This is a genomic window from Natronohydrobacter thiooxidans, assembly GCF_001884735.1.
GTDB lineage: Bacteria > Pseudomonadota > Alphaproteobacteria > Rhodobacterales > Rhodobacteraceae > Roseinatronobacter > Roseinatronobacter thiooxidans_A.
On the sequence record NZ_MJAP01000003.1, the window covers coordinates 372,562 to 393,255 of the forward strand.

General features: G+C 63.8%; 16 protein-coding genes. 11 read left to right on the forward strand and 5 right to left on the reverse strand.

The annotated features are described in order from the left end of the window. Positions 1-382: 382 nt before the first annotated feature. The 6 genes from urtA to BG457_RS04400 all read left to right on the forward strand — a co-directional run bounded on the left by urtA (position 383) and on the right by BG457_RS04400 (position 7,072). Entirely contained in the window at positions 383-1,663 is a 1,281-nt protein-coding gene (gene urtA / locus BG457_RS04375; RefSeq protein WP_071795763.1) for an urea ABC transporter substrate-binding protein, read from the forward strand. Between the two features lie 67 nt (positions 1,664-1,730). Beyond that, the gene (gene urtB, locus BG457_RS04380) at positions 1,731-3,695 is read left to right on the forward strand and encodes an urea ABC transporter permease subunit UrtB (protein ID WP_071795764.1); all 1,965 of its coding nucleotides are present in this window, start codon (positions 1,731-1,733) and stop codon (positions 3,693-3,695) included. Positions 3,696-3,699: 4 nt separating this feature from the next. Next, entirely contained in the window at positions 3,700-4,908 is a 1,209-nt protein-coding gene (urtC, locus tag BG457_RS04385; RefSeq protein WP_071795765.1) for an urea ABC transporter permease subunit UrtC, read from the forward strand. Next, positions 4,905-5,645 carry an urea ABC transporter ATP-binding protein UrtD gene (urtD, locus tag BG457_RS04390; protein ID WP_071795766.1) on the forward strand — a complete coding sequence of 247 codons (741 nt, stop codon included), beginning with the start codon at positions 4,905-4,907 and terminating at the stop codon, positions 5,643-5,645. Before urtC ends, urtD begins: the two co-directional genes overlap by 4 nt. Positions 5,646-5,648: 3 nt before the next feature. Next, positions 5,649-6,344 (forward strand): urea ABC transporter ATP-binding subunit UrtE, encoded by a 696-nt coding sequence (gene urtE / locus BG457_RS04395; protein ID WP_071795767.1) that lies wholly within the window; start codon positions 5,649-5,651, stop codon positions 6,342-6,344. A 110-nt stretch (positions 6,345-6,454) separates the two neighbouring features. Next, on the forward strand, positions 6,455-7,072 hold the full coding sequence (locus BG457_RS04400) for a hypothetical protein (RefSeq protein WP_071795768.1): 618 nt from the start codon (positions 6,455-6,457) through the stop codon (positions 7,070-7,072). Between the two features lie 2 nt (positions 7,073-7,074). On the opposite strand, the gene BG457_RS04405 is transcribed toward BG457_RS04400, so the two are convergent. The 5 genes from BG457_RS04405 to BG457_RS04425 form a co-directional block, all read right to left on the reverse strand. Continuing rightward, a complete protein-coding gene (locus BG457_RS04405) occupies positions 7,075-7,941 on the reverse strand; it encodes a transglutaminase family protein (protein ID WP_071795769.1) in 867 nt (288 codons plus the stop codon). Between the two features lie 4 nt (positions 7,942-7,945). Next, on the reverse strand, positions 7,946-10,330 hold the full coding sequence (locus BG457_RS04410) for a circularly permuted type 2 ATP-grasp protein (RefSeq protein WP_071795770.1): 2,385 nt from the start codon (positions 10,328-10,330) through the stop codon (positions 7,946-7,948). Positions 10,331-10,337: 7 nt separating this feature from the next. Continuing rightward, on the reverse strand, positions 10,338-13,760 hold the full coding sequence (locus BG457_RS04415; RefSeq protein ID WP_071795771.1) for a transglutaminase family protein: 3,423 nt from the start codon (positions 13,758-13,760) through the stop codon (positions 10,338-10,340). Positions 13,761-13,896: 136 nt separating this feature from the next. After that, complete coding sequence (locus BG457_RS04420; protein ID WP_071795772.1) at positions 13,897-14,949, reverse strand: ABC transporter ATP-binding protein; 1,053 nt, start codon at positions 14,947-14,949, stop codon at positions 13,897-13,899. A gap of 3 nt (positions 14,950-14,952) precedes the next feature. Then, a complete protein-coding gene (locus BG457_RS04425; RefSeq protein WP_071795773.1) occupies positions 14,953-15,759 on the reverse strand; it encodes an IclR family transcriptional regulator in 807 nt (268 codons plus the stop codon). Between the two features lie 114 nt (positions 15,760-15,873). Between BG457_RS04425 and BG457_RS04430 the strand changes: the two genes are divergently transcribed. From BG457_RS04430 to melA, 5 genes are all read left to right on the forward strand, one after another. After that, positions 15,874-17,121, forward strand: coding sequence for an ABC transporter substrate-binding protein (locus BG457_RS04430; RefSeq protein ID WP_071796055.1), 1,248 nt, complete (start codon positions 15,874-15,876; stop codon positions 17,119-17,121). 79 nt (positions 17,122-17,200) lie between these two features. Continuing rightward, positions 17,201-18,127, forward strand: a complete 927-nt coding sequence (locus BG457_RS04435) for a carbohydrate ABC transporter permease (protein ID WP_071795774.1) — start codon at positions 17,201-17,203, stop codon at positions 18,125-18,127. Next, the gene (locus BG457_RS04440) at positions 18,124-18,477 is read left to right on the forward strand and encodes an MmcQ/YjbR family DNA-binding protein (protein WP_245770924.1); all 354 of its coding nucleotides are present in this window, start codon (positions 18,124-18,126) and stop codon (positions 18,475-18,477) included. The genes BG457_RS04435 and BG457_RS04440 overlap by 4 nt, the downstream gene beginning before the upstream one ends. A 1-nt stretch (position 18,478) precedes the next feature. Next, positions 18,479-19,327, forward strand: a complete 849-nt coding sequence (locus BG457_RS04445; RefSeq protein WP_071795775.1) for a carbohydrate ABC transporter permease — start codon at positions 18,479-18,481, stop codon at positions 19,325-19,327. Continuing rightward, positions 19,324-20,676, forward strand: coding sequence for an alpha-glucosidase/alpha-galactosidase (gene melA / locus BG457_RS04450; protein WP_071795776.1), 1,353 nt, complete (start codon positions 19,324-19,326; stop codon positions 20,674-20,676). Before BG457_RS04445 ends, melA begins: the two co-directional genes overlap by 4 nt. The last annotated feature ends 18 nt before the right edge of the window (positions 20,677-20,694 follow it).

Sequence of the window (20,694 nt, forward strand, 5' to 3'; positions counted from 1 at the left end):
TTGCGGTCAATCGCGTGCGACCCGCGCCGCGACGGCATGACAGGGTTGGAATCAGCCTGTGCCGGGAAAATCGGCTTATTGCCGCGTAATTATTCACCATATGCACCGGAGGCTGCCCAACAAACAGGCACAAGGCCGGGATGCGCGCGATCTTGCCATGCTGATGCGGTGGTTAAATTGTCTGACCCCAAGGCCCGCGCAATAACACGGGTGCTGACAAATGGATCAGATGCATGTCCGACAGTCCGATCCTGGCAGATGCTGCCTGCCGGACATGCGCAACAGGCCTGCTGCTGCCTTGGGGATATGGGGGGCATGATGAGACAGATCAAGCCGAAACATCCCGGGCATGCGCGGCCATCACATATGGAGCCTGCAACGCATGATTAGGAAAACCCTGCTGACAACTGCCGCCACCGCGAGCCTGATGGCCGCCGGAGCGGCCCATGCTGATTGTTCGATCAAGGTGGGCGTGCTGCACTCGCTTTCGGGCAGCATGGCGATCTCGGAAACCACCCTGCGCGACGTGATGCTGATGCTGGTCGATCAGCAGAATGCCAAGGGCGGCGTGCTGGGCTGCCAGCTTGAGGCCGTGGTGGTGGACCCGGCCTCCGACTGGCCGCTTTTCGCGGAACTGACGCGCCAGCTTCTGACCGTGAACGAGGTCGATGTGATCTTCGGGGCCTGGACCTCGGTGTCGCGCAAGGCGCTGCTGCCGGTGCTGGAGGAACTGAACGGGCTCTTCTTCTATCCGGTGCAGTATGAAGGGCAGGAAAGCTCGCGCAATGTGTTCTATACCGGTGCGGCGCCGAACCAGCAGGCGATCCCGGCGGTGGATTATTTCCTTGAAGAACTGGGCGTCGAGAGCTTCGCGCTTCTGGGCACCGATTATGTCTATCCGCGCACCACGAATGCGATCCTGGAATCCTATCTTCTGTCCAAGGGCATTGCGGCGGAAGATATCTTCGTCAATTACACGCCCTTCGGGCATGCCGACTGGTCGACCATTGTTTCGGACGTGATCGCGCTCGGGGCTGGCGGCAAACAGGTGGGCGTGATCTCGACCATCAATGGCGACGCGAATATCGGCTTCTATACCGAACTCGCCGCACAGGGCGTCAGCGCGGATGACATCCCGGTCGTGGCTTTCTCGGTGGGCGAGGAAGAGCTTTCGGGTCTGGATACCTCGCGTCTGGTCGGCCATCTGGCGGCCTGGAACTATTTCATGTCGGCAGATACACCCGAAAACGAGGAATTCATCGCCGCCTGGCATGAATTCATCGGGGATGAGAACCGCGTGACCAATGACCCGATGGAAGCCCATTACATCGGCTTCAACATGTGGGTGCAGGCGGTCGAGGCGGCGGGCACCACCGATGTCGACGCTGTGCGCGCGGCGATGTGGGGGCAGGAATTCCCCAACCTGACCGGCGGCACGGCGGTAATGGGCGTGAACCACCACCTGTCGAAGCCGGTCCTGATCGGCGAGATCCGGGCCGATGGGCAGTTTGACATCATCAGCCAGACCGAGGAAGTGCCGGGCGAAGCCTGGTCGCCCTTCCTGACGGAAAGCGCCACGCTGACAAGCGACTGGCAGACGCTGGAATGCGGCATGTTCGACACGGCGACCGAGACCTGTGTTCAGTTGACCTCGAACTATTGATCCACCCTCGTAGGGTGCGTGCTGAGCACGCACCCTACCCTTTCCCCGCCTCCGAAAGTCCCTGCCCATGCTGCGCCTCTTCCCGCTGGTCGCGCTGACCCTCGCGCTGGCCATCACCCTGCCCCTGCGGGCCCAGACCGACAGCCTGACCCCGCTGCAGGATGCCCTGCAATCTGTTCAGGAACATGTCGCCAGCCCGTCGCGCGCCACAGTACCCGCAGTCTTGCGCGCGCTCCTGGACGCCGATGCGCCCGGCACAGTCGATTTCCTGCGCGCCTGGGGGGATCGCGAGGTCTATGAGCGCGCCGAGGACGGGCTCTTCTTCTATGCGCTGGAGGCGCCCGACCGGATGCTGGCGCTGATCGATATTGACAGCGGCGCCGAGGCTGGCGCGGTCAGCACCCGCGCGGTCAATCAGATCCGGCCCAATGCCGGGGTGCGGCGCGAGATCGGTGCGGCGCTGGTCAGTTTCGAACTGATGCACCCTGAGGCCAGCCGCCGTCTGGCGGCGCTCGACAATATCGCGCGCAGCCCGGATGCGGAGCAGATCGAGGCCCTCACGCTCGCGCGCGACGCGGAGGATGACAGCCGCATTGCCGCGCGCATGGACCGGCTTCTGGATCTGCTGAACGCGCGTTTTGCGACGGATACCGACGTGCGGGTCGATGCCATAGACGGGCTGCGCGGTGATATCAGCACCGAGGCGCGACGCGTGTTGAACCAGATCCTGCAGACCCGCGCTGAATTCGCCCCCGAGATCCCCGAAGGCACCAATGTCGCGCGTATCCGCGCGCCGGGGAGCGATATCGAGCTGATCGCGGCCTATGCCACCCTGGCCGAGGCGGGGCTTGTGCCTGCGCGCCCCGGCCGTAATGCGATCCGCGATGCGTTGCGCCGCAATGTCGTAGACGGGGCCGTGGGCGGAATACCGGTGCATCAACTGACCAGTGATGAGATGCGCCGTGCCGCCTATGCCGCGCTCGAAGCCCAAGGCAGTGTCGCGCCGCTGGTGACAGAGGATGACATGCGCGCGGCTGTGCGCGAGGTCGTGTTTTTTGACGCCTATCTGGAACCCGACCCTGCGGTGACAGATGCCGCGCGCGATGCGCTTGACAGCACGCGCACCAGGATTTCGCTCTGGCAATTCGTCTCGATCTCGCTGGATGCGCTCTCGCTCGCCTCGATCTTCTTTCTGGCGGCCATCGGTCTGGCGATCACTTTCGGGGTGATGCGGGTGATCAACATGGCGCATGGCGAGTTCATCATGATGGGCGCCTATACCGGCTATGTCGTCCAGACCGTGATCCCGAATTACACCACTTCGCTGATCGTGGCGCTGCCGCTGGCCTTTGCCGTCACCTTTGCCGCAGGCGTCGCGATGGAGCGGCTGGTGATCCGGCATCTCTACACGCGCCCCTTGGAAACCTTGCTTGCGACATTCGGGATTTCGATTGCGCTGCAACAGCTTGCCAAGAATATCTTTGGCACGCAGGCCCGGCCCCTGACCGCGCCCGATTGGCTGGCGGGGGCGATTCAGGTGAATGATGTGGTTTCGGTCGCCTCGATCCGGGTTGCGATCTTTGTCATGGCCATCGGCTTTCTGGCGATGCTGCTCTATATCCTGAATCGCACCCGGCTGGGGCTGGAAGTGCGGGCCGTGACGCAAAATCCCGGCATGGCGGCCAGCATGGGGATCAACCCGGACCGGATCAATATGCTGACCTTCGGGCTTGGGTCCGGCATCGCCGGCGTTGCGGGCGTGTCCATCGGGCTGGTGGCGCAGGTCACATCCGAGATGGGCGCGAATTACATCGTGCAAAGCTTCATGACGGTTGTGGTGGGCGGTGTCGGTTCGGTCTTTGGCACGCTGGCCGGGGCCACGCTGATCGGCTTCCTGCAAAAGGGGATCGAGTGGTTCAACCCGGCCAATACGCTGGCCGCGCAGACCTTTATGGTGCTGTTCATCATCCTGTTCATCCAGTTCCGGCCCAAGGGCATTGTTGCCCTGAAGGGTCGCGCCGCCGGAGACTGACCGCATGTCGCTTGATATCCCCCGCAACACCGCTGCCCCTGCCCCGAGCCGCCGCAGCTTCCTGCATGAAAACCCCTCGGTCCTGTGGTTCATGGGCTTGCTGGGCGTGTTCACTGTCGCCGTCACGGTCCTGTCCGAAGGCTTCGGTCTGGGCCTGATCTCGACCAATCTGGTCAAGGTTCTGGGCATGACGCTATGCCTGTGCCTGATCGCCATCGCGATGGATGTGGTCTGGGGCTATTGCGGGATCCTGAGCCTCGGGCATTTCGCGTTCTTTGGTCTGGGCGGCTATGCGATCGGCATGTGGCTGATGTATGCGCGCACGGAAATCGTGATCCGTGACAGTCTGGGCCGTGGCACCATCCCGCCCACGGAACTGGAGGTCTCGGAAGCGGTGGCGGCGCAGATTTTCGGGGTGGTGGGGTCGAGCGAGTTGCCGCTGATCTGGACCTTCGCGGGCTCGCTGCCCTTTCAGCTGGCGATGGTGGTGCTGGTGCCGGGTGTGCTAGCGCTGGTCTTTGGCTGGCTGGCCTTCCGCTCGCGCGTGACCGGCGTGTATCTGTCGATCCTGACACAAGCCATGACGCTGGCCCTCTCGCTCTATCTGTTCCAGAATGACACCGGGTTGCGCGGCAATAACGGGCTGTCGGGGCTGCAGAATATCCCCGGTTTCCTGCATGTGCCGCAATCGGTGCTGTCGGTCTGGTTCTTCTGGGCCTCCGCATTCATGCTTGGCGCGGGCTATCTGCTCTTCGCCTGGGTTGTGTCGGGCAAGTTCGGCTCGGTGATCCGCGCCATTCGTGACAATGAGGCCCGCGTGCGTTTCCTTGGCTATAATGTCGAGGGCTATAAGCTCTTCGTCTTCACCGTCACGGCGGTGATTTCCGGCATTGCAGGCGCGCTTTACTATCCGCAGGCGGGCATCATCAACCCGGCGGAAATCGCGCCCATCGCAAGCATCTACCTTGCGGTCTGGGTGGCCATTGGCGGGCGCGGGCGGCTTTATGGTGCGGTGATCGGGGCGGCCTTTGTCTCGCTTCTGTCAAGCTGGCTGACCGGGGGGGGCGCGCCGAATATTGATCTGGGCTTTTACCGCATCGTCTGGACCGACTGGTGGCTGGTGCTGCTGGGTCTGGGTTTCGTGGCGGTGACGCTGTTCTTTCCCAAGGGTATCGGCGGGCTGTTTGACTATCTGGTGAGGAAAAAGCCATGACCACGCTTCTGGAAGTCTCTGGCGTGTCGGTCACATTTGACGGGTTCCGCGCCATCAACAACCTGTCGATTGCGATCGGCGAGCCGGAATTGCGCGCGGTGATCGGGCCGAATGGGGCGGGCAAGACGACCTTCATGGATATCGTCACCGGCAAGACCCGTCCCGATGAGGGCAAGGTGCTCTGGGGCGAGCGCTCGGTCGATCTGCTGAAATATTCGGAAAGCCAGATCGCCAAGATGGGGATTGGCCGCAAGTTCCAGAAACCGACCGTGTTCGAGGATCAGAGCGTGCGCGACAATCTGGCGATGGCGCTGAAGAACAAGCGCGGGCCGTTCTCGGTGCTGATGTGGCAGGCCTCTGCGCAGGATGAGGCGCGGATCGTCGAGCTGGCCGAGGAAGTGGGCCTGTCCGAGCGGCTGGAGGACAGCGCAGGGATCCTGAGCCACGGGCAGAAGCAATGGCTGGAAATCGGGATGCTGCTGGCGCAGGATCCGCGTCTGCTGCTGGTCGATGAACCCGCCGCAGGCATGACGCCGGGGGAGCGCGAGCACACCACGGATCTGCTGAAACGCGCGGCCAGAACGCGGGCGGTGATGGTGATCGAGCATGACATGGAGTTCATCCGTCGGCTGGATTGCCGCGTGACCTGTCTGCATGAAGGGTCGGTTCTGGCCGAGGGCAGTCTGGATCATGTGACCAGAAACCAGCAGGTGATTGATGTGTATCTGGGGCGCTGAGACATGCTGAAAGTTGAAAATCTGACATTGCATTATAGCGCCTCGCAAATCCTCTGGGGGGTATCGCTGGAAGCGCGGGTTGGCGCCGTGACCGCCGTGATGGGCACGAATGGCGTTGGAAAGACGTCACTTTTGCGCGCGATTGCGGGGCGTCATCCCTATTCGGGCGGCACGATCACGCTGGACGGGCAGGTTCTGGACCATCCAAGCGCTGCACAGGCCGCGCGCGCGGGCATCGCCTATGTGCCACAGGGGCGCGAAGTGTTTCCGCTGCTGACCGTCACCGAGAACCTGCAGACGGGCTTTGCCTGCCTGCCGCGATCCGAGCACAGGATCCCAGCCCGCATCTATGAGCTGTTCCCGGTGCTGGAGCAGATGAAGAACCGGCGCGGGGGCGATCTGTCGGGCGGGCAACAACAACAGCTTGCGATTGCGCGCGCGCTGATCGCCAAGCCCAAGGTCTTGCTGCTGGACGAGCCGACCGAGGGGATCCAGCCCAATATCATCAAGCAGATCGGCAAGGTGATCGAGCTCTTGCGCGAAGAGGGTGAGATCGCGATTGTGCTGGTCGAGCAATATTTCGATTTCGCCTATGGGCTGGCGGATGAGTTCTGCGTCCTCAATCGCGGCGAGGTGGTGTTGGCCCAGCCTGCAAATGCGGTGACGAAAGAGCAGATTCTGGAGCGCGTCTCGATCTGAGACCGTTGCGCGGCGCAGAAAATTGACACGCGACAGGCCGAAATCTGTGCTATTCTGCGACGCAGAATCGGAGAGGAAACTCCGGTCAGAGCAGTATCCAGAGGCACCATATGCGGCTTTTCGCCCCCGTTCTGGCCGCGATCCTGATGATCGCGCCCTTCACCGCTGCGCAGGCGGCCCCCGCTGAATGCAGCACCCGGATCGACGGCGACCCCGTCACGATCTATTTCAACACCGAGGATCCAAGCTTTTCCTCGCTGCGCGAGCGCTATCTGCGGCGCAACCGCACCTGCCCCGGCGCAGTGGTCATCACCTATCTGACACCCGATCTGAGCGCCGAGGAGCGCGAGGTGTTCTGCGCCAATTACGACGAGAAGCAGAAAAGCTATTCGCAGCCCGCCTTGGGCAAACGCGACGATTTCGGGCGCTGCGCGGAACCCTCGCGGACCTGCCAACTGGTCAACACGACCAAGCAGGAAGCCATGGCGCTTGCCGGGTTCGGGCAGCAGGCGCCGGGCGAAGGGCGGTTGCGCAGTACGCTGAGCACATTGACGCATAGTTCGGGCGCGATGATCCTGTCGGGCAATGGTGCCACGCTTGTCAACATGATCAGCCAGACCGGGGCGGTTGTCGGCTCTGCGCTGGCCAGCCCGGCGGTTCTGGCAGGCGCGGCGGCCAGTGTGGTGGTGATCGGCGGCGCGGTCTATCTTTGCGCCGAGGATACCTGACCTCAGAGCGCGACCATATCGACCGCATGGGCGGCTGACTGCGCGCCCGCCGTGCGCAATGCGCCGCGCACGGGGGCCGCATCGGCATAGTCGCGCCCGATGGCGGCGGTGATGTAATCCTCGCCCGCCCATTGTGCATTGGTGGGGTCATATTCGACCCAGCCCTGGGTGATCCCGCACCAGGCCATGACCCAGCCATGCATCGCATCGACCCCGGCCAGCCGCCTCATGCCGGGCGGCGGCGTGGTGCGGATGAAGCCCGAGACATAGCCCGCAGGAATGCCCAGCGCGCGCAGCCCGCAGATCATGATCTGCGCGAAATCCTGACAGACGCCGCGCCGGGCGGCAAAAGCCGTGGCAGGCGCGGTGGTCACATCGGTGGCCGTGGCGTCAAAGGCCATCTCTCTATGCAGCGCCTGCCCCAGTAAGGCGACGGTCTCGCGCACGGTCTGGCCGGGCTGGCCTATACCTTGGGCGAATTGCGCGATCTCGGGCGTAGGCGGAATGCGCGGCGAAGGGCTGCGGAAATGCAGCGGCGAGTCCGGGGCCAGCCCTGCGGCCATAAGCTCGGGGGCAAGCGCGTTCAGCCGGGGCGACATGTCCATGGTGCTGACCCCCATGCGTTCGGCACGGACCGAGAGATGAAAGCTGATCGCCGCGACGGGTTTGTGCCATGCGACCAGCGTGGTGGCATTGCCGAAATAATCCACCATCTCGCGGCGCTCCTGCGGCGAGGGGGTGATGGTCAGCAGGCGACGCAACACGCGCTGGTTGGGCCGGTCCGAGGGCAGGAGCCGCAGCAGGTTGCGCACATGATCCGAGGCGGCGGGGTAGCTGTGGTCCAGACGAAGGCGGATGTCATAGCGCATGGTGTCACCTGAAATAGCGCGCGGACAAGTGGTCCGAGACGGTCGCCAGCCGCGCGCGATAGGCGCCCAGCGCCTCTGGGGCCATATCCGCGGGATCGGCCACGCGCAGATCGGTATCGAGCTCCAGAAGGAGCTTCTCGACCGTGCTGAGCCGGTCGCGGTCGGACCCGTGTGGCAGCTCGGCGATATGGGCGCGCATTTCGCTGATCTGATAGAGCACCGCGCGCGGGTTGTCCGGGTCCAGCACCAACAGGTCCAGCACGGTTTCGCGCGAGGGTCCGAAGCGATAGCGGCGCTGATGGGTCATGATGCAGTCGCCGGTCTCGATGGCGATCTCGTAAATGCCGGGCGCAGAATCCGGAGTGGCGAAGCTCATGAGTTGCAACAGCATCGCATCGGCGCGTTCCTGCGCGCGGCCCAGCGACAGGAACCGCCAGCCGAGATAGCGATACATGTTCTCATGCACCAGCCCCGAGAAACCCGAAAGCTTGCGCAGCAAAACGGACATGGCGCGCGCGGCATCATCGCCCGGCGTGACCATACGCGCGAATCTGGCGGTCGTCCTAGCCAGATCATCGAGCGCGTGCCAGCCATCCGGGGAAAACCGGTCGCGCACTTTCGATGCCGCCGCCCGCGCCGAGGCGATCAGTTCGGGCAATGCCTCGGGCACGGGGCGGTCGGGTGCCAGACCGATACTTGTGAGATAGGCTTCCAGCACCATCAGGCGCGGATCATCGCGGTCGCCGGTTTCGGCCAGACGCAGGTGATAGGCGCGCAGGAGCCGGATCGCGCCTTCGGTGCGTTCGACATAGCGGCCCAGCCAATAGAGATTGTCCGCAGCCCGCGCAGGCAGGATCGCGGCTTTTTCGCGCGCGAAACCTGTCTGCGCGGCCAGCGTATCGGGGGGCACGGCACGCGGGGCCATGACCCAGACATCGGCGACATTGCCCCCGGCCTGCATGGCAAGGGCATTGGTGTCCTCGCTTCTGCCGATCCGGGCATAGCCGCCGGGCATGAAGGTCCAGCCCTGCGCTGTGCGGGTAGCGAAGACGCGGATCGTCATCGGGCGCGGCACCAGTCGTCCATTGGCCCAGACCGGTGTGGTGGAAAGCGTCACCGCCTGTTGCGCGACCAGATTGTGGCCGTTCTGCGCGATCCAGTCCTCCAGAGGGCCGTCTGCCATCGTCAGATTGGCCGCGCCCAGTGCTGCATCCGCCCCCATGGCGAAAGGCAGGGTCTTTTCCAGCGCGCTGCCGATGATCATGCGCTTGGCATGGGCCTGCACATGGGCGCGTTCGGCAGGCTGGCCGCACCACCATGTCGCGATATTGGGCAGCGCCAGCGTCTCGCCCAGCAAGTGCCGCGCGATGCGCGGAAAGAAGGCCATGAAGGCGCGGGTTTCCAGCACGCCGCTGCCCGGCGCGTTGATCAGGCTCAGCCCGCCCTGCCGGAAGGCGCCCAGCAGGCCGGGCGTGCCAAGCTGGGACGCTTCCATCAGTTCCAGCGGGTCCACGAATTCGTCGTCGATGCGCCGCCACAGCAGCCCCAGCGGTTCCAGCCCGCGCACGGTGCGCACCATGGCCTGCCCGTTCTCGACGATCAGATCCTCGCCTTCAAGCAGCATCAGCCCCAGATAGCGGGCGATATAGGTGTGCTCGTAATAGGTGTCATTATTCGGCCCCGGCGTCAGGATCCCCATATGGCGCCCCTCGCCTGCCAGCGCCTCCATCGTGGCGCGGAAGCTGCGGAAGAACCCGGCCAGTCGGCGCAGATTGCTGCGCGGGAAAGGGTCGGTGAATATCCGCGTGGCGGCCATGCGGTTTTCGAGTGCGAAACCTGCGCCTGACGGGGCTTCGGTCCGGTCGCCCAGCACGAAGAACGATCCGTCCGGCGAGCGCCCGATCTCAAATGCCAGATGATGCAGCCAATGACCCGAAGCCGGTGTCGTGCCGACCAGCGGGTGCAGCCAATGCGGGTTTCCGGCCACGAGTTCGGCGGGCAGATGCCCCTCGGCCACCAGTTGCGCGGGCCCGTAGAGGTCGGCCACGATCCGTTCCAGCAGATCCGCGCGCTGTGCAAGCCCGTCGCAGATGGTCTGCCAGTCGGCATCGGAGATCAGGACCGGCACATGGCTGAGCGGCCATGACCGTTCCTGCGCCGGGCCGCCCGAGTAGAGCCGGAAATAGACGCCCGCATCGCGCAGATACTGGTCGCCGCGCGCGAAGCGGGTCTCGATCTCCTGCGGCGAGAGCGCCGCCATCTGCTCGATGAAAGCCCGCCAGACCGGGCGCATGCGGCCCTGCGCATCGAACAGCTCATCCGCGACGCCGGGACGCGGCGTATAATCCTGCAGGACAGGGGGCAGAGGCTGGTGCTGGCGCTCGTTCATCGCGGTGTCATACAGAAGCGCCGCGCCGCAAGTCCAGTGTCATCGGAAATTCGGGATGCGGCACTTCGGGCGCGGGCTGATAGGCGCCGGTCGAATGGCCCAGCGCCTCGAAGCGGGCAAGGCGGCGGGCTTCGGCCTCATAGCCATTGACCGGGAAAGTGTCATAATTCCGCCCGCCCGGATGGGCGACATGATAGACGCAGCCCCCCAGCGCACGCCCGGTCCATGTGTCATAGATGTCAAAGGTCAGCGGCGCATTGACCGGCAGCACCGGGTGCAGGGCCGCGGCGGGTTGCCATGCCTTGAAGCGCACGCCGCCCACGCTTTCGCCCGAGATGCCGGTTTTCGCCAGCGGCACCGGGCGCTGGTTGCACATCACGCGGTAGCGGTCCTGATGCAAGCTGGTCAGCCGGACCTGCAGGCGTTCCACCGAACTGTCGGTATAGCGCACGGTTCCGCCAATCGCGCCGGTTTCGCCCAGCACATGCCAGGGCTCCAGCGCCTGCCGCAGTTCCAGATGCACGCCCTCGACCTCGATCTGGCCGCAGAAGGGGAAGCGGAATTCGGCCTGCGCGCGGAACCATTCGGGGTCCATGTCAAACCCATGCGCGCGCAGATCGGCCAGAAGCGACAGGAAATCGGCCCAGACGAAATGCGGCAGCATCATGCGGTCATGCAGCACCGTGCCCCAGCGCACGGGGGCGGAGCGCACGGGATCCGCCGCCACCCGCGCGATGATGGCGCGGATCAGGAGTTGCTGGGCAAGGTTCATGCGCGGATGAGGGGGCATTTCAAACCCACGGAACTCGACGAGCCCCAGCCGCCCGGTCGGGCCATCGGGGGAATAGAGCTTGTCGATGCAGATTTCGGCGCGGTGGGTGTTGCCGGTCACGTCGATCAGGATATTCCTGAGCAGCCGGTCCACCAGCCAGGGCGGCGGCAAGGGACCGCCAGCAACCGGATCGCCGATCTGAGCAAGCGCGATTTCCAGCTCATAAAGGCTGTCATGGCGCGCTTCATCAATGCGCGGGGCTTGAGAGGTGGGGCCGATGAACAGGCCCGAGAACAGATAGCTGAGCGAGGGGTGGCGCTGCCAGATCAGGATCAGCGATTTCAAGAGATCGGGGCGGCGCAGGAAGGGGCTGTCCTCCATCGTGGCGCCGCCCACGACCACATGATTGCCGCCGCCGGTGCCGGTATGGCGCCCGTCGATCATGAATTTATCCGCCCCCAGACGGCATAGGCGGGCCTCGTCATAGATCGCCTCGGTGGTGGCCACGCAATCTTCCCAGCTATGGGCTGGGTGGATATTCACCTCGATCACACCGGGATCGGGGGCCACGCGAATCACATTCAGGCGCGGGTCATGCGGGGGTGCATAGCCTTCGATATGGATCGGCAGGTCCAGATCGGCGGCGGTTGCCTCGGCGGCGGCCAGCAGGTCGAGATAATCCTCCAGCGTCTCGCAGGGCGGCATGAAGAGGCACAGCCGCCCGTCGCGTGGCTCGATGGCGATGGCGGTGCGCACCTGACCCTGCGCCGGGTCCACGCCGTCTTGCGGGGTGATCGCCTGACGCCGGGTGTCATCGGCGCGGAAGGCGCCATCCTGCGCGTGCCCGGCGGAGGTGGGCGGCAGCATGGCGGCTTGCTCGGCTTCCTCGCGGGCCAGACGGTCGATTTCGGCCTGAACCTCGGCGCGGCGGGCGGCATGGCGGGCGTGGAAATCCGGCAAGGGGGCCAGCGGCAGCGAGGTATCGGCGGGGTAGCTGTAGGGGTATTGCGCGGGCGGGATATAGGGCAGACTGCCCAAGGGCAGGCGGAAGCCCACCGGGCTGTCACCGGGCACAAGGAACAGCTTGCCGCGCCGGGGTTTCCACATCTCGGAGCGCCAGCGCGGGGCAGAGGCGGCACTTTGCCAGCGCTGGATCGGCAGCACGAAACCCGCCGGATCGGTCAACCCGCGATTGAAGACGCGCGCGATACGGGCGCGTTCCTCGGCATCTTTCAGCTTCGCGTTTTCGGGCGTGACATTCGGCGGCAGCAGCGATTCCTTCAAGATCCACTCGGCGGGATCCTCATAGGCGGGCTGGGCGTGCTCGCGCGCGATCCCGAGTTTCTCGGCAAACCCTTCCATGAAAGCCTGCGCCTGATCGGGGCCGGAATTGTAATCCTGCGCTTCCTGCGCGACCAGATCGGGGTTTTGCCATACGGGCCGCCCGTCGCGCCGCCAGTAGAGCGAGAAGGTCCAGCGCGGCAGGGTCTCGCCCGGATACCATTTGCCCTGCCCGTAATGCAGAAAACCGCCCGGCGCGAACCGCGCGCGCAAGCGCCGGATCAGCTTGTCGGCCAGATCGCGTTTGGTGGGGCCGACGGCATCAGTGTTCCATTCGGCGCTCTCGAAATCGTCGATCGAGACGAAAGTCGGCTCTCCGCCCATGGTCAGGCGCAGATCGGCGGCATTCAGCGCCGCATCGACCTTTTCGCCCATCGCATTCAGCCGCTCCCATGCGTCATCGCTGAAAGGCCTGGTGATGCGCGGATGCTCGGCCACGCGGCGGACCTGCATGTCGAAATCGAAACTGACCTGCGTGTCCGGCGCGCCGGAAAACCCGCCCGAGATCGGGGCAGCGTTGCGGAAATGCGGGGTTGCGGCCAGCGGGATATGGCTCTCGCCGGTCAAAAGGCCCGAGGTCGGGTCCAGCCCGATCCAGCCCGCGCCGGGGATATAGGCTTCGACCCAGGCGTGCAGATCGGTGAAATCAACCTCGGTGCCCGATGGGCCATCGAGCGCCTTCACATCGGGGGCAAGCTGGATCAGATAGCCCGAGACAAATCGCGCCGCGACGCCCAGATGGCGCAGCGCCTGCACCAGAAGCCAGCTCGAATCGCGGCACGAGCCTTCGGCCTTGCCCAGAGTTTCCTCGGGCGTCTGCACGCCGGGTTCCATGCGGATCGTGTAATTCACCACCTCGCTGACGCGCCGGTTCAGCATGACAAGGAAATCCACCGTGATCATCGGCTCGCGCGGGATCGTGGCGAGGAAGCCCGCGAGCAGCGGTCCGGCAGGTTCGGCGCGTTTGTAGATCACCAGATCCTCGGCCAGATCGGCGGGATAGTCGAAGGGCCATTTCTCGGCCCCCTCTTCGGTGAAGAAATCGAACGGGTTATAGACCGACATATCGGCGGTCAGATCGACCTCGATCTTCAACTCGGTGACGGGTTCGGGGAATACGAAACGCGCCAGCCAGTTGCCGTAAGGGTCTTGCTGGTGATTGACGAAATGCCCGCCCGGCGAGACCTTGAGACTATGCGCCAGCACACGGGTGCGCGAATGCGGCGCGGGGCGCAGGCGGATGATCTGCGGCCCGAGCATGACCGGGCGGTCATAGGTGTAATGGGTCAGGTGATAGATACTGGCATGAATCGCCATCTGGGTCCGTCCGTTCGCTGCGCTTTGACACCGACCCTAGCCCGGTTCGCGGATTTGTCTGCCCCCAAGGCATGGCGCAGCGCCTTTTGGGGGCAGTTCGTGGCAAAAATGCCTGTCGCTTGGGCGCAAGCCGCCCTCAGCGCAGCCTGTGGCCGGTCGTCTTGTCGAAGAGGAACATCGCCGCCGCATCCGCCTGCACCGCGATGGGCGCGCCGGGGCGTTCGACATGGGTGCCATCGGTCTCGATCACCAGCTTGGGCTGGCCCTCGCGCAGGCAATGGATATAGGACACGCCCCCCAGCGCCTCGGTCATCTCGACCCGGTGTGTTTCACCGGCGACGATCCGCAGGTCTTGCGGGCGGAACCCGGCCACCAGTTCCGAGACATGCGCCGGGCACTGGCAGGGGATCACGCTGTCGCCCAGCGCGGGCACGATGATACCGCCTTCGGCGCGGTTTGCCGCCAGCAGGTTCATCGCGGGCGAGCCGATGAAGCCTGCCACAAACAGGTTGTCCGGGTCGCGATAGAGATCGAGCGGCGCACCGACCTGTTCCACCCGGCCCGCGCGCAGCACCACGATCTTGTCGGCCAGCGTCATTGCCTCGACCTGATCATGGGTCACATAGATCATGGTCGCGCCGATCTCGCGATGCAGCCGCGCCAGTTCCACCCGCATCTCGACGCGCAATTCCGCATCGAGATTCGACAGCGGCTCATCAAAGAGAAACACCTCAGGGCCGCGCACGATGGCGCGACCGATGGCGACGCGCTGGCGCTGCCCGCCAGAGAGCGCCTTGGGCTTGCGCTCCAGATAGGGGCCAAGTTTCAGGATTTCGGCGGCGCGACCGACCTTTTCGTGGATTTCGGCCTTGGGATGGCCGTTCATCTTCAGCCCGAAGCCCATGTTTTCGGCGACCGACATATGCGGATAGAGCGCGTAGGTCTGAAACACCATCGCCACGCCGCGCTGCGCCGGGTCCAGCCGCGTCACATCGCGCGTGCCGATGCGGATTTCCCCGTCCGAGGTTTCTTCCAGCCCGGCGATCATGCGCAAGAGCGTGGATTTTCCGCAGCCCGAGGGGCCCACGAAAACGCAGAACTCGCCGGGATTGATCGCCAGATCGACCCCGTGGATCACCTGTGTTTCGCCGTATTTCTTGATGACATTGGACAGATTGACGCCAGACATGATTCAGGCCCTCTTGCGCGGTTGCGTTTTGTCTTCCTCGGGGAAGCGCCAGGTTTCGGTTTCCTGCGCGATGGTCTGCGCAATGCTCTGGATCCGGGGCACCAGTTCCTCCAGCGCGGCCAGCGAGGTGCGCGCCGTGGTCGAGGTCACGGACAAGGCCCCCAGCACGGCGCCGCGCGAGGACAGGATCGGCAGCGCCACGCAGATGATGCCGGGTTCGTGCTCTTCATCATCGAAGGCGAAACCGCGCGCGCGGATCTGCTCCAGCTCGGCGCGCATCGCCTCGGGGGTGGTCACTGTCTTGGGGGTGAAGGGATGCCAGCTTTGCTGCGCCAGCACCTCTGGCAACCGCTCCTGCGGCAGATGGGCGAGCATCGCCTTGCCGACGCCGGTGCAATAGGCGGGGCCGACCTTGCCCGCCTGGCTATACATATGCACCGGGTCGCGGGCATTGCGCTTGTCGACATAAAGCACCTGCGCATGGTCAAGCTGCGCCAGATGCACGGTCTCGCCCACCTCTGCGGAAAGCTGGTCCAGATAGGGCCGCGCGATGGGCGCGAGCGAGCTTTGCTGCCAGGCCACATGCGCGAGCCGCACCAGCCGGATACCCGGGCTGTAGCTGGCGCGGTCCGGATCAAAGGCCAGCATCCGCTGGCTGACCAGCGTCTGCAAGAGCCGGTAGAGTGTCGCCTTGGGATAGGGGCTTTGCTCCAGCAGGTCCGAAAACCGGACAGGCCGCCCATGCCCTGCGACCAGATCAAGCACCTCCAGCGCCTTGGCAACAGTTCCGTCTGATGTGGCTGCGCTCATCACCCCTCCCAAGGCGGACACAAAGATTCCCTTGACAAGGCATAGCGACTCGCGCCATCTTTTTCAATATGTAAAAATAAGTTTCAAATAGTGAAACCTGCAAGGGAGGACATCATGCGGTTCACATTCAAGGGCGCGGCAGCAATGCTGGCGCTGACGACAGCACTGGCACTGCCTGCCAGCGCCGAACTGACCGGCGATCTGCGCATTTTCTTCAATGACCAGAACCCGGCCCCGCGCGCAGCGATCGAAGGCGCTGTCGAGCGTTTTCAGGCCCTGCATCCCGGCCTGAATATCGACCTGACCCTGATCGACCGCGAAGCCAACAAGACCCAGATCCGCAACTATCTGACCGCCAATGCGCCGGATGTGAACGGCTGGTATGCGGGCAACCGGATGCGGCCCTATGTTTCGGCGGGTCTGTTCGAAGATGTCTCGGATCTCTGGGAAGGGCCGATGGGCGAAGAACTTGCCTCGACCCTGCCGGCGCTGACGCTGGACGGCAAGCAATGGGGCGTGCCCTACAGCTACTATCAATGGGGCATCTATTACCGCGAGGATATCTACGCGGAACTGGGCCTGACCCCCGCCGCCACCTGGGAAGAGGAAAAGGCCAATTGTCAGGTCATCCTCGATTCGGGGCGCAAATGCTACGCCATTGGGTCGCGCCATCCCTGGACCACGGGCGGCTGGTTCGACTATCTGAACCTGCGCACGCATGGCTATGATTTCCACATGGAGCTGACCGCAGGCGAGGTCGCATGGACCGATGAGCGTGTGCGCGAGACCTTTGCCAAATGGCGCGAATTGCTGGATATGGGTGCCTTCATCGACAACCCGACCGCCTATGACTGGCAGGAAGCCCTGCCCTTCGTGGTCAATGGCGAGGCCACGGCCTATCTGATGGGCAATTTCGTGGTGGCGCCGCTGAAGGAAGCCGGGCTGACCGATGACAATCTGGGCTTCTACCCCTTCCCGGAAATCACGCCGGGGATTCCGCGCGCTGAAGATGCGCCCACCGACACGCTGCATATCCCGGCACAGGCCCAGAACAAGGAAGCCGCCCGCGCCTTCCTTCTCTATGTTGCCAGCGCCGAGAATCAGGCCCTGATGAACGAGATTCTGGGCCAGCTTCCGATCAACTCGACAGCCGAAGTGGGTGATGACAAGTTCATTCAGGCCGGTTTCGAGATGCTCTCAACCGCGCCGGGCGGGATCGCGCAATTCTTCGACCGCGACACCGATGCCGAAATGGCTTCGGTCGGCATGGAAGGGTTTCAGGAATTCATGATGTTCCCGGACAATCTGGACGAGATCCTGAACCGCCTTGACGCCGTGCGCCAACGCGTGGCCGCACGCTGAGGGTTCCTCCCCCCCACCGGGGGCGGTGGCGACGCCGCCGCCCCCGGATCGTCACTTTCCGAAAAGACAGGACAGGGCCATGGCGCAGATCAGCGAACCGATACAAACCACCCGTGACAGTCGCGGCTGGTGGGCGCGCAACCAGATGCGCGCGGCCCCCTGGCTGTTTCTGGCCCCCGGCATTGTCTTCTTTGCGGTCTATGTGGTCCTGCCGATTTTCCAGAGCTTTCATATCAGCTTCTATCGCTGGGATGGTCTGGGCGAGGCGACCCCTGTGGGCCTCGACAATTACCGCCAGTTGCTGGACGACCGTGCCTTCTATGTCTCGTTGCGCAACAATCTGACATGGCTGCTGCTCTACCTGCTCGCGATTCCGGCGGGGCTGATGATCGCGCTGTTTCTCAACCAGCAGATCCGGGGGATGCGGCTTTACAAATCGCTGTTCTTCTTTCCCTTCGTCATCAGTCAGGTGGTCGTGGGGCTGGTCTTCGTGTGGTTCTACAATCCCGCCATCGGGTTGTGGAACCCGCTGATCGGGCTGTTCGGCTTCGCGCCGATGAATATTCTGGGCAATCCGCAGACCGTGACCTATGGCATCATCGCCGCCGGGCTCTGGCCGCAGATCGCCTATTGCATGATCCTGTATCTGACCGGCCTGAATGCCGTCGATCCCGAACAGGTCGAGGCCGCGCGGCTGGATGGTGCGAAGGGCTTGAAAATGCTCTGGTATGTGATCCTGCCGCAATTGCGCCCCGCGACCTTCATCGCTGTCGTCGTGACCGTGATCGGCGCGCTGCGCAGTTTCGATATGGTCTCGGTGATGACACGCGGGGGGCCCTTCGGCTCCAGCCGGGTGCTGGCCTATTACATGTTCGAGGTCTCACTGTCGGAATACGGTTTCCGCATGGGCTATGGCGCGGCAATCGCGGTCGTGCTGTTCCTGATCATGCTGGTCTATATCGCCTTCTTCCTGTGGCGGATGTGGCGCGAGGAAAGGGAAGCATGATGCGCTGGCGTGACGAGGTGAATGCTATCTGCGCGGCCCTGCCCGGTGCGGAATGTTCCGACCCATGGGGCGGCGGGCATGATTGCTGGAAAGTCGGCGGCAAGATGTTCGCCGTGCAGGGGGTCGAGCCGGGCCTGTCGGTCAAATGCCCCGATATCGAGACCGCCGAGATGCTGCGCGAGACGACGGACGCCATCCGCGCGCCCTATTTCCACCGCTCCTGGGTCAAGCTGCCCGAAGGCAGCGATCTGGAAGAGACCGCGCATCGTATCCGCGTCTCTTATGGCGTGATCCGCGCGGGTCTGTCGAAAAAGCTGCAGGCCAGCCTGCCCGCATGGGAGGAAAACTGACATGTTTCCAACGCCTGTCGAACGCCAATCCGCAGCGGTTCAGGCCACCTACAAGGCGCTGGTGCCGCTGGCGCTGATCCTGTGGCTGTTGCCGCTCTTGATGGTCGCGCTGTTCTCGGTCAAGCCCGATGGCGATTTTGCTGCCGGAAACCTCTGGGGGATGCCCTCGCGCTTTGCCGGCTTCGAGAATTACACCCGCGTTTTCACCGACAGCGCCATGCCGCGCTACCTGATGAACTCGGTCTTCATCACCATCCCCACGGTGATCGGGGCCATCGCACTGTCCTGCATGACCGGTTTCGCGCTGGCCGTCTACCGGTTCAAGGGCAATATCTGGCTGTTCTTCATGTTCGTCGCGGGCAATTTCGTGCCTTTCCAGATCCTGATGGTGCCGGTGCGCGATCTGACGATCAATCTGGGGCTTTATGACACGCGGCTGGGGCTGGTGCTGTTCCATATCGCCTTTCAGACCGGGTTCTGCACGCTCTTCATGCGCAATTTCATCAAGGCCCTGCCGCGCGAGCTGATCGAGGCCGCGCGCGTCGAGGGGGTCAGCGAGATCCGCATCTTCTGGTATGTGGTCCTGCCGCTGATGCGGCCTGCCATCGCGGCCCTTTCGGTGCTGATCTTCACCTTCATCTGGAATGATTATTTCTGGGCCGTGGTGCTGACACAGGGGGTTGAATCGCAGCCCGTGACCGCCGGAATCACCGCCTTCAACAGCCAGTTCCGCGCCGCCTATCACATGATGAGCGCGGGCTCGATCATCGCAGCCTTGCCGCCGGTGATGATGTTCTTCCTCATGCAGAAGCACTTCATCGCGGGCCTTACTCTCGGAGCCGTCAAATGACGAAAATCGCTTTCATCGGGGCGGGATCGACCGTCTTCATGAAAAACCTGATCGGGGATGCGCTGCTGCGCCCTGCCCTGTCGGAAGCCCATATCGCGCTGATGGATATCGACAGCGCCCGGCTGGAGGAATCTGCGCTGGTCGCGCGCAAACTCGTGGCCTCGCTTGGCGTGGGCGCGCGTGTCTCTGCCACGACCGACCGGCGCGCGGCGCTGGATGGGGCGGATTTCGTCATCGTCGCCTTCCAGATCGGCGGCTACAAGCCCTGTACGGTCACCGATTTCGAGATCCCCAAGGCTTATGGGCTGCGCCAGACCATCGCCGACACATTGGGCATTGGCGGGATCATGCGCGGCTTGCGCACGGTCCCGCATCTCTGGGCGCTGGCGCAGGACATGCGCGCGCTCTGCCCGGACGCGCTGATGCTGAACTATGTCAACCCGATGGCGATCAACACCTGGGCGCTGGCCGCGCGCTACCCGGATATCCGTCAGGTCGGCCTGTGCCATTCGGTGCAGGGCACCGCCTATGAACTGGCGCGCGATCTTGGCCTTGACGTGCAGGATCTGCGCTACCGGGCGGCGGGCATCAATCACATGGCCTTCTACCTTTCGCTGGAAGCCCGCGAGGGGGCCGGCTGGCGCGATCTCTACCCGGCCCTGCGAGAAGGCTACCGCGCCGGTCGCATCCCGCTGGAAAGCCATTGGAACCCCCGCTGCCCCAATCTGGTGCGCTATGAGGTGATGGCGCATTTCGGGCATTTCGTCACCGAATCATCGGAGCATTTCGCCGAATATGTGCCCTGGTTCATCAAATCCCACCGCCCCGACCTGATCGAGCGCTTCCGCATCCCGCTGGATGAATACCCCAGGCGCTGCGAAGAACAGATTGCCGCCTGGGGCGCGCAGGCCGAGGCGCTGAAATCGGCACCGCGTATCGAGCACAAGGCCTCGAACGAATATGCCGCCACGATCATGGACAGCCTCACCACCGGCACGCCCTCGGTGATCTATGGCAATCACGCCAATCATGGGCTTATCCCGCAACTGCCCCATGGCGCTGCGGTGGAAGTGCCGACACTGGTCGATGCGAACGGGCTGCAGCCTACCGTCGTTACAGATCTGCCGCCGCATCTGGTGGCCCTCATGCGCACCAATCTGAACGTGCAGGAACTGACCGTGCAGGCGCTGCTGACCGAGAATCGTGAGCATATCTATCACGCGGCCATGCTTGATCCGCATACGGCGGCTGAACTGGATCTGCGCCAGATCCGCGCGCTGGTGGATGATCTGCTGGCCGCACATGGCGACTGGCTTCCCGACTGGTGTCATGCAAGAAGAGCCGCATGAGCTTCATCTTGCCCAAAA

Coding starts and splice junctions, on each gene's coding strand:
- BG457_RS04445 (WP_071795775.1), top strand. CDS start 18,479: ATGTTTCCAACGCCTGTCGAACGCCAATCCGCAGCGGTTCAGGCCACC.
- BG457_RS04430 (WP_071796055.1), top strand. CDS start 15,874: ATGCGGTTCACATTCAAGGGCGCGGCAGCAATGCTGGCGCTGACGACA.
- urtA (WP_071795763.1), top strand. CDS start 383: ATGATTAGGAAAACCCTGCTGACAACTGCCGCCACCGCGAGCCTGATG.
- melA (WP_071795776.1), top strand. CDS start 19,324: ATGACGAAAATCGCTTTCATCGGGGCGGGATCGACCGTCTTCATGAAA.
- BG457_RS04420 (WP_071795772.1), bottom strand. CDS start 14,949: ATGTCTGGCGTCAATCTGTCCAATGTCATCAAGAAATACGGCGAAACA.
- BG457_RS04435 (WP_071795774.1), top strand. CDS start 17,201: ATGGCGCAGATCAGCGAACCGATACAAACCACCCGTGACAGTCGCGGC.
- BG457_RS04400 (WP_071795768.1), top strand. CDS start 6,455: ATGCGGCTTTTCGCCCCCGTTCTGGCCGCGATCCTGATGATCGCGCCC.
- BG457_RS04425 (WP_071795773.1), bottom strand. CDS start 15,759: ATGAGCGCAGCCACATCAGACGGAACTGTTGCCAAGGCGCTGGAGGTG.
- urtB (WP_071795764.1), top strand. CDS start 1,731: ATGCTGCGCCTCTTCCCGCTGGTCGCGCTGACCCTCGCGCTGGCCATC.
- urtE (WP_071795767.1), top strand. CDS start 5,649: ATGCTGAAAGTTGAAAATCTGACATTGCATTATAGCGCCTCGCAAATC.
- BG457_RS04440 (WP_245770924.1), top strand. CDS start 18,124: ATGATGCGCTGGCGTGACGAGGTGAATGCTATCTGCGCGGCCCTGCCC.
- urtC (WP_071795765.1), top strand. CDS start 3,700: ATGTCGCTTGATATCCCCCGCAACACCGCTGCCCCTGCCCCGAGCCGC.
- BG457_RS04410 (WP_071795770.1), bottom strand. CDS start 10,330: ATGAACGAGCGCCAGCACCAGCCTCTGCCCCCTGTCCTGCAGGATTAT.
- BG457_RS04405 (WP_071795769.1), bottom strand. CDS start 7,941: ATGCGCTATGACATCCGCCTTCGTCTGGACCACAGCTACCCCGCCGCC.
- urtD (WP_071795766.1), top strand. CDS start 4,905: ATGACCACGCTTCTGGAAGTCTCTGGCGTGTCGGTCACATTTGACGGG.
- BG457_RS04415 (WP_071795771.1), bottom strand. CDS start 13,760: ATGGCGATTCATGCCAGTATCTATCACCTGACCCATTACACCTATGAC.